Source organism: Acinetobacter sp. T_3_1, from assembly GCF_025377055.1.
GTDB lineage: Bacteria > Pseudomonadota > Gammaproteobacteria > Pseudomonadales > Moraxellaceae > Acinetobacter > Acinetobacter kookii.
Window position 1 is genome coordinate 57920 of sequence record NZ_JACHVD010000016.1, and the last position, 8315, is coordinate 66234.

The 8315-nt window shown below is 41.0% G+C and carries 7 protein-coding genes; all 7 read left to right on the forward strand.

The genetic code is table 11. The annotated features are described in order from the left end of the window. The first annotated feature begins 436 nt into the window (after positions 1-436). The gene (acnD, locus tag H4I94_RS13285; protein ID WP_261183401.1) at positions 437-3055 is read left to right on the forward strand and encodes a Fe/S-dependent 2-methylisocitrate dehydratase AcnD; all 2619 of its coding nucleotides are present in this window, start codon (positions 437-439) and stop codon (positions 3053-3055) included. Positions 3056-3133: 78 nt separating this feature from the next. Continuing rightward, positions 3134-4894, forward strand: a complete 1761-nt coding sequence (locus tag H4I94_RS13290) for an ATP-dependent nuclease (RefSeq protein WP_086198846.1) — start codon at positions 3134-3136, stop codon at positions 4892-4894. Positions 4895-5168: 274 nt separating this feature from the next. Next, positions 5169-5318, forward strand: a complete 150-nt coding sequence (locus H4I94_RS13295) for a zinc ribbon-containing protein (protein ID WP_086198845.1) — start codon at positions 5169-5171, stop codon at positions 5316-5318. 120 nt (positions 5319-5438) lie between these two features. Beyond that, the gene (locus H4I94_RS13300; protein WP_261183402.1) at positions 5439-6017 is read left to right on the forward strand and encodes a DUF4126 domain-containing protein; all 579 of its coding nucleotides are present in this window, start codon (positions 5439-5441) and stop codon (positions 6015-6017) included. 313 nt (positions 6018-6330) lie between these two features. Further along, a complete protein-coding gene (locus tag H4I94_RS13305; protein WP_131272660.1) occupies positions 6331-6537 on the forward strand; it encodes a hypothetical protein in 207 nt (68 codons plus the stop codon). Positions 6538-6790: 253 nt separating this feature from the next. Then, positions 6791-7012: a hypothetical protein gene (locus tag H4I94_RS13310; protein ID WP_261183403.1), complete on the forward strand. Its 222-nt coding sequence runs from the start codon at positions 6791-6793 to the stop codon at positions 7010-7012. A 277-nt stretch (positions 7013-7289) separates the two neighbouring features. Further along, positions 7290-7991, forward strand: a complete 702-nt coding sequence (locus tag H4I94_RS13315; protein ID WP_261183404.1) for a DUF1003 domain-containing protein — start codon at positions 7290-7292, stop codon at positions 7989-7991. Positions 7992-8315 lie beyond the last annotated feature (324 nt).

Consider the following 8315-nt stretch of genomic DNA (forward strand, 5'->3'; position numbering starts at 1 on the left):
TGGATGGCTGAAACATAATAATTGTAAAAATATCTAATAAATATAAGTATTTATGATCAAAGTTTATGTAATTTTTAATGCTTAAGTTTGATAGATAATAGTTTAGAAAAACTTAATTTTTTAAGTGATGACAGACTGTTTAACATCAACATAAATCGCACAATGGACGCTTGTTTTTTATTCGCTTAGGTATATCTAATACTAAAGAATGAGGCCTATTTCCTGCTATTTTTCCAAAAAAAGCACGATTAGAGCAAATATCTTAAAAAATGTGTAACAATATATTTCTAAAACACCTGTTTTTATATCTAAGTTTATGAAATATAAAAGATTTGGGAAATGGCTTTTCGGCAGTGTACTATGCCGTTGAACCGATTGTAACTCGTCAACAACAATTACGTAGTCAAGAAAAAGTGATTCAAGAGGCAGGTAAGCTATGAACAACAACTACCGTAAACCGCTGCAAGGTACCCAGCTCGAATATTATGACGTACGCCAAGCCGTAGAAGATATTCAGCCAGGCGCATATGCAAAACTTCCCTATACCTCAAAAGTACTTGCCGAGCAGCTGGTACGCCGTTGTGAGCCTGCCATTCTGGAACAGTCTTTACGTCAGCTGATTGAACGTAAGCAAGACCACGATTTTCCTTGGTATCCGGCACGTGTGGTGTGTCACGACATTTTGGGGCAAACCGCACTGGTGGACCTTGCTGGCCTCCGTGATGCGATTGCCGACCAGGGCGGTGACCCGTCTAAAGTCAATCCGGTCGTTCCAACTCAGCTGATCGTTGACCACTCTTTAGCGGTGGAATATGGAGGTTTTGACCCGGATGCGTTCCGTAAAAACCGCGAAGTGGAAGACCGTCGTAATGAAGACCGTTTCCACTTTATTGAATGGACCAAAACTGCATTTGAAAATGTCGATGTGATTCCTGCGGGTAACGGCATCATGCACCAGATTAACCTGGAGAAAATGTCTCCGGTGATTCAAAAGCGTGACGGCGTGGCATTCCCGGATACCTGTGTCGGTACAGACTCGCATACGCCACATACCGATGCGCTGGGCGTAATTTCCGTGGGCGTGGGTGGCCTGGAAGCAGAAAACGTGATGCTCGGCCGTGCATCATGGATGCGTCTACCGGACATTATTGGTGTGGAACTGGTAGGTCAGCGCAAGCCGGGCATTACCGCAACCGATATCGTATTGGCATTAACGGAGTTCCTGCGTAAAGAACGTGTCGTGGGCGCGTACCTGGAATTCTTCGGTGAAGGTGCCGACAGCATGTCTGTAGGCGACCGTGCCACCATTTCCAACATGACCCCTGAATATGGCGCAACTGCGGCGATGTTCTATATTGACCAGAACACCATTGATTATCTGACTTTAACCGGTCGCGAAGCAGATCAGGTGAAACTGGTTGAACAATATGCTAAAGAAATTGGTCTTTGGGCTTCAGACATGAAACAGGCGGAATATCCACGTGTACTCCGTTTCGACCTATCGACCGTAACCCGTAACATTGCCGGTCCGTCAAACCCGCATGCACGTGTATCAACGGCAGACCTGAAAGAAAAAGGCATTGCAGGCAATTTGGAAGCGGCTCGTGCGCAAGAAGCAGAAGGCTTAATGCCGGATGGCGCGGTGATTATCGCGGCGATTACCTCTTGTACCAATACCTCTAACCCGCGTAACACGGTAGCAGCAGGTTTATTGGCACGTAAGGCAAACGAGTTGGGCCTAACCCGTAAACCTTGGGTTAAATCTTCTTTTGCACCGGGTTCTAAAGCCGCTGCACTGTACCTTGAAGAAGCAGGCGTATTGCACGATCTGGAAAAACTTGGTTTTGGTATCGTGGCTTATGCATGTACCACCTGTAACGGCATGTCGGGTGCGCTAGATCCAAAAATTCAGCAAGAAATAATCGACCGTGACCTGTATGCCACTGCGGTACTTTCAGGTAACCGTAACTTCGATGGCCGTATCCATCCTTATGCGAAACAGGCATTCCTGGCTTCTCCACCTTTAGTTGTGGCTTATGCGATTGCCGGAACCATTCGTTTTGACATCGAAAAAGATGAACTTGGCAACGATAAAGACGGCAATCCAGTTTACTTAAAAGACATCTGGCCATCGGATGAAGAAATTGATGCGCTGGTAAAAGTTGCGGTAAAACCGGAGCAATTTAAGAAAGTCTACATTCCAATGTTTGACTTGGGCGAACGTGAAAAAGCGGCAAGTCCACTATATGTCTGGCGTCCGCAAAGTACTTATATCCGCCGTCCACCGTATTGGGAAGGGGCTTTGGCTGCACCGCGTACCTTGACTAATATGCGTCCTCTGGCGATTTTGCCGGATAACATCACTACCGACCATTTATCGCCATCGAATGCGATTATTATGGATTCGGCTGCGGGTGAATATCTGCACAAAATGGGCGTACCTGAGGAAGACTTTAACTCCTATGCAACGCACCGTGGTGACCACTTGACTGCACAGCGTGCGACTTTAGCTAACCCGAAACTGTTCAATGAAATGGTGGTTCGTGCTGACGGTACCATCAAGCAGGGTTCGAAAGCGCGTGTGGAGCCGGAAGGTGAAGTAATGCGTATGTGGGAAGCGATTGAAACTTACATGAACCGTAAGCAACCGCTAATCATTATTGCGGGTGCGGACTATGGTCAGGGGTCTAGCCGTGACTGGGCGGCTAAAGGTGTGCGTCTTGCCGGTGTGGAAGCGATTGTGGCGGAAGGTTTTGAGCGTATTCACCGGACTAACCTAGTCGGTATGGGCGTGTTGCCGCTTGAGTTTAAACCGGGTACGAACCGCAAGACTTTAAAGCTGGATGGTACCGAGCTGTATAGCGTAGTGGGTAATATTGCGCCACGTTCGACCTTGACCTTGGTGATTGAGCGTGCAACTGAGGATGGCAAAAACCAGATTGTGGAAGTGCCTGTCACCTGCCGTCTGGATACCGAAGAAGAAGTTTCTGTTTATGAAGCAGGCGGTGTATTGCAACGCTTTGCACAGGACTTCTTGGAAGGGAATGTGGCTTGATGATTTAGTCTAAAAGTTGTTGATATTATTGTAAAAAGACCCTACTTTCGAGTGGGGTTTTTATTAATCAGAGAAAAAATGCACAAAATAAGTGAAGTAATAATTAAAAATTTTAAATCATGTATGAATACAACTTTATTACTATCAGAGTTTACTCCTTTGGTTGGGTATAATAATGCGGGTAAGTCAAATTGTCTTTCGGCTATTCAATGGCTCATAAGACGGGTCAGTCTCTCAGATAAAGATTTCTATGATAAGTCGCAGCCGATAGAGGTAATTGCAACAATTGAAGGCATTACTCAGCAATTACTAAATAATTTGCCTCAAAATCAAAGAACATCAATACAAAGTTATGTTGATAGTGAAAAACTTAAAATAAGGCGTTTTCAGGAGCAACCTAATGTAAAAGTGGCGGAAGTTAAACTTTATGTATGGGATGCTAGTATTGCGGATTGGGTTCCAAATCCAACAGGGCTTGATAATGCAATAAATGCTCTATTGCCAGAACCAATAAGAATAGGTGCAATGGAAAATGCTGCTGAAGATGCATCAAAAGCAAAAACGACAACAACAATTGGGAAATTATTAGCAGAATTTTTAGAACCTGTAAAAACAGCTCATGCAGTAGAGTTAAATCAACATTTATCTGAAATTACATCTAGAATTTCTTGTAATGGTAATCAGCGATTCGGAGAGTTGGCAAATATTGATCAGGGGGTTAATGGAAAAGTTAATAATCTGTTCCCTGGGATGAGCGTTAAACTTCATTTTGATACACCTTCAATTGATGATTTAATTAAAGCTGGAACATTAAAAGTTGTAGAAGGACAGGGGGCTGACCGTGATTTTTCTTCTTATGGTCATGGTGCACAACGTTCAATACAAATGGCATTAGTTCAATATTTGGCTGAAATAAAACGACAGAATAATCATCAAACTTCAACTACGTTATTATTAATTGATGAACCAGAACTATATCTACACCCTTTTGCTATTGAGCAGGTAAGAGAAGCATTAATTGAATTATCTCAAAATGGCTATCAAATTGTTATTTCAACACATTCTGCACAAATGATAACAGCTGAAGATGCTGAAAAGACATTATTAATTCGGAAGGATGAAAATAGTGGAACTTATTCAAGAACAAGGTTAGGGGATGCAATTCAAACAGTTGTTCCAAACTCAACTCACCAAATGGAACAGCTATTTAATTTGACTCATTCAACTCAATTACTTTTTGCTGAGAATGTGGTTTTAACCGAAGGGAAAACTGAACTTAGGTTGTTACCATTTTTATTTAAAAAAGTTGTTAACTTGACAATGGGGCAAGAGAAGCATGCTTTGGTAGCACAAAGCGGGGTTAATGATACGCAAAAATCCTTAGCTATTTTAGCTGAAATGGATTTACCTGCTAAAGCAATATGTGATCTTGATTATTGTTTCAATGGTGCAATTACTCATAATTTCCTCTTATCAAATGATAATGATATAGTTAATTTAAAAGCAATTTTTCAAAATATTGCGCCTATTAAAGGTATTTCTTTAAATGTTAATACAGGACTACCTCAAAAAAATTCAACTATTTCAGCTGCAAAAGCCTTTGAAATTTTAGCTTGTGAAACAGATGCAATACCGTTAATCGAATCACTTCATGAAAAAATGAAAGTTCAGGGTATTTGGATTTGGAAAAAAGGTGCTATAGAAGCGCATCTTGGAACTGGTAGTAAAACTGAGAGTGAATGGGCTAGATTTAAGCAAGATGTTACGAATAATGGTTTGAATGTGGCATGCCGCGATTATCAAGGTATTAATGAATTAGTTACATGGTTAAGAAGTTAATATTTAGAAGAAAGCTGAGTTTAATTATTATTGTTTAATTTTGAAAACAAGTCCTATCATGTAGGGCTTTTCTCATTTTAAGAAATGAATTCTTGCGAGTTGACAGGCTGCAAGTTGAAAACTGGATCAACAAATCTCTGTAAAAAAGTCAAAATTTCTATTTGAAATTATTTTTTGCAATTATGCCAACATCACTTGTCGAAATGATCAATAGACAATCATCACGATAGGGGTATACTAGGTTCACCATTTCTAAAACCTATGGAGAACAAAAATGGTTACTGCTGGCTCTAAACCCGGAACAGGCTTCTATTTTTGTGTCAAATGCGGACACCGCACCTACTTAGAAATTGGTACTGATCGTCTACCACCGTGTACCAAATGCCTTGGCAATCAATTTAACAATAAAATTGCGATTGCCTAAGCAGCACCTATCAAACAGTTATCCTCTGTTTTGAACAAAAGCCCTATTCATCCATAGGGCTTTTTTGTTACTTTCATTTTAAAGCGCCGCAATAAATTCAAGCTATAAAAGGAAAAACCCATGGAAACAATACTCGGTTTATGCATAGGTGTGGGCTTAAGTGCTGCCTGCGGTTTTCGTGTCTTTGTGCCGCTATTGGTCATGAGTATTGCATCCCTTATGGGCTGGTTCGAACCAATGCAAGGCTTTGAATGGCTGGCGCTGCCATCCGTCTGCGTGGCTTTAGGTATTGCAACGCTGAGTGAAATTGCTGCTTATTATATTCCTTGGGTAGACAATGCCCTGGACACGGTGTCTACACCCGCAGCAATGATCGCCGGAACCTTGGCAACCATGGCAGTGAGCAGTGGAGAAATGTCGCAGTTTGCCAGCTGGGCAGCCGCGATTATTGTCGGTGGCGGTACCGCAAGTGCAGTTCAATTAAGTACGGTGGCTGTTCGTGGCGTATCGACTGCAACAACGGGTGGAATAGCCAACCCTGTGGTGTCTACAGGGGAATGGATTGGGGCATTTTTACTCTCGATCCTGTCCCTGCTGGTACCTGTACTGGTGGTGATTGTGGTATTGCTGTTGATGGTGTGGGTTGTACGCTGGATACGCCGTAAGAAACAGAACACTATCAATAGTCCGGTGCTATAGGGGATGGGTTTGCATCAGGTTGAGGTCATTTGAGTGGGCTGCTCTTTATTCCTAATGTTTATTTTTCTTAGCCTTACCCGACTCATAAGCTTGCGGAAAGCTCTATCGTGATTTTGCCCAATCAAATCGAATTGAGAAATAAGCTGCTGTTTTATATAAAAATAAAAAAATATGAAAAAAAGATGTAGATCACCAAAACTAGTGATTGATTTTTACTCAATAAAGGCATAATTTTAATATGGAATTAAACCCATAAATTTTATATGGGTTTGTTTGTGGTTCAACTTTATAAAAATTATTCGGGGAACTATCAATGATCAAATTTATTGTAGATGAACAGCCTGCAGCTAAAGGCGTACACTATATACACAATGCGACACTGGGCTGCGAAGACCTGCCAAAATCGGATGACCAGATTTTGATTGGCTACTTTGCAAATTATGAACTTGCCTATAAACGCGCAAGAATGAACTGGCCAACAGAAAAAGTGGAAGGTTGTAGCAAGTGCTGTACAAAATAATTCAAAGCTGAAACCGAAAAACTCTGCCCGATTGGCGGAGTTTTTTTATTGGGCTGATGATTAATTTCGCTGCGAAACCCTAAAATGTTTCAATCATAAGTCAGTTTTTTGAATAAATATAAATAGATAGGAATAAATAACGAATAAAAATCGCTCCTCATTCAACTACGGACTGATTATTGGGAATTGTTTGAAAAATGCTCAATACACCCTCATCTTAAACTTTATATTTACTGTGTTTAGGGCGGCTTAATTGCAACATTATCTTGATCTGAACCACGACTCTTGTGTGGCCAACTATGAAATTGGCAATGAGTTTATTCGTGTTCAATTTAAGAAAAATTCAAAAATTTATACCTATAGCTATGCCAGTGCCGGCTATCAGCATATTGAAAACATGAAACAGCTGGCGCAGTATGGCGATGGCCTAAATGCCTATATCAATCACCATGTGAAACAGCTCTATGTCCGGTAAATGGCAGTGAAATTTTAAGCTGGTTTTTGCTTTAAATTTTTGTTTATTCATCCATAAACGGAATAACGGTTTAACGGCTATAGGTATATAGGGCGTGGCACATGCATCTTAAAAATTGCTGGATGCTTGCTTTAAAATTAATCTAAAAATATGGAACTGAATTAATCTAAAACCAAGCTTTCCCTGGCAAAATGTAAATCAATAAGCGTTGATTAGACTCGGAAATCATCATCACATCATGGCATATTGCATAGAGATAAAACAGAAGGTATGGGGTATGAATGGAAAAACAGAATGTCAAACATGCTTGGTCTGCAAAAAAAGCTTTCCTAAAAAAAACCTTATCCCGATCGGAACAATTCGAAAAGTCATTACCGAGGAAATTTCAAAGGATTTTCCACAGTGGTCACCTGGCGACTTTATCTGCCAAGCCGATTTAACCAAATACCGCATGCAGTATGTACAGTCCATATTAAAATCTGAACAAGGTGAAGTCACCGATCTGGAATATGAAGTGTTGAACAGTATGCAACAGCATGAGCTGATCAGCAAAAATATAGAGAACAAGCTCGATCAGAATTGGACTTTTGGAGAAAAACTGGCCGATAAAATTGCAAGTTTCGGCGGTAGCTGGACCTTTTTGATCTGCTTTGCCATTTTCTTGGCGCTGTGGATTTTGGTCAATACCGTGATCATGGTGAAACATCCAGCAGATCCATACCCCTTTATTTTATTAAATTTAATGCTGTCCTGTTTGGCCGCCATTCAGGCACCCGTAATCATGATGAGCCAAAACCGGCAGGAAGCCAAAGACCGTTTGCGTTCGCAAAATGATTATCAGGTCAACTTGAAAGCTGAACTGGAGATTCGGCATTTACATGAAAAACTCGATCATCTTTTAATGCATCAGTGGGATCGCTTGGCTAAAATTCAGGAAATTCAACTGGATTTGCTGGCGGAAATGACCAAGAAGAAATAGCGGCTAGGGAGCTGAAAGGTAAGTTTTAGTACTCCAGTTCATGAAGATGGAGAAAATATTCCGGTTCATGTCAGTTTTGCGCAATAAAAATCGGTATTTTGCATCAATTTGGGAAATTTTTTTATAGATTTGAATAAAGCGGGAAAATATTCCAAAAATAATTAAAAATGCAAAATCTTAGGAAATTAATCCCGCATCTCTTTGGCTAATATATGTCTCAAGGGTGTGAAGGGATCGAAAAGAGTAGATTGCTGCCAGTTGCGTACAACGTGAGTGCAGTACTTACCCACAAGGTCTCGATTCGGCTTAGGACGCTATAGATTA